Source organism: Alcanivorax sp. HI0044 (genome assembly GCF_001634945.1).
Window position 1 is genome coordinate 1 of record NZ_LWEZ01000003.1, and the last position, 1075, is coordinate 1075.

The following is a 1075-nucleotide window of genomic DNA, read 5'->3' on the forward strand; positions in this document are numbered from 1 at the left end:
AAGCTTTCTAAAACTACTTGCATAGTTTGATACTCCATAATCAAACTTTTCTTCGTTATCAATTAAAAACTGACGAAGGGTTTCAGTATCAATTTTTTCTGCGCTTAGAAATGGAATGTAAGCAGCGGCATTTTCGGGAGTGCAAGCTTCAATAATTTGATCCATATTCATGTGGCGATAGTTTCTAAAATAAGGCTTTTTGTATGTATCCATCCTCAACTTTTTGACATCGCGAAATACAACCTTATCTATCTGATAGCCGCTTTCCCTATAAGCTTCCTCACTAGCAATACCCAACTTATTTAGGTACATAAACACCGGAATATTAGGTGTTGACTTACATGCTTTTGGAGCAACATGCTTTAGAATTTGCTCACAATCGTAGCCTTTATTCTCATGCAGCAAATCTTCAAACAATTCATTTTTACTAACGCTCGCATAGCCGATTGGTGACGGCCCTACAAAATCTTGTTGAGCAACCCCAACACCGACTAAAAACTCTACATCATCTTTTGTTTCAATTTCATCTATGTCAACAACGCAAATTTTCTTCTCTGGTTCTGAAGATTGCACCAGTTCGTATAGCTGCTCTTTGCAATAACGCAATACTCTGGCAGGAATTTTCCTTTTGGTGGAATGAATTGCTTTATAAACTGGAAGGAAGTCGTTAGTTTTAACTAACACTAATGGTATCTGTATTCCATCAATAGTTAAATAAGTGTCCGATATGTTTGGCTCTTCTCCTGCGGACAATCGCTGGACGAAAATCAGGTTTTTCCTCAGCTGCTCAATATTATCTTTCCCAATGCAGCCAGATATTGCCTTTAACAAACTGCTAATATTTTCATCCGAAATTGAATACCCAATAAATACAACGGGATGCTCAACAAACAAAGTTATTAATTTTGCTGCCAAGTAGGTGTTCTTTTGGTCAAAAGAATTATAATCAGAATCAGTAAGAACCAATGAATCTGAGTTAGTTGAACACCCGTGAATCTTGTATATCTCACCTATTTCCTGAGGATTTGAAAACAATAACTCTTCTTGTCCGATATACGTTTTATACTCCGGGAAA

1 protein-coding gene is annotated in these 1075 nt (G+C 36.7%); it reads right to left on the reverse strand.

The genetic code is table 11. The annotated features are described in order from the left end of the window. Positions 1 to 1075, reverse strand: a 1075-nt coding sequence (locus A3730_RS00060; RefSeq protein WP_063537178.1) for an SIR2 family protein, incomplete at both ends; no start/stop codon positions are given.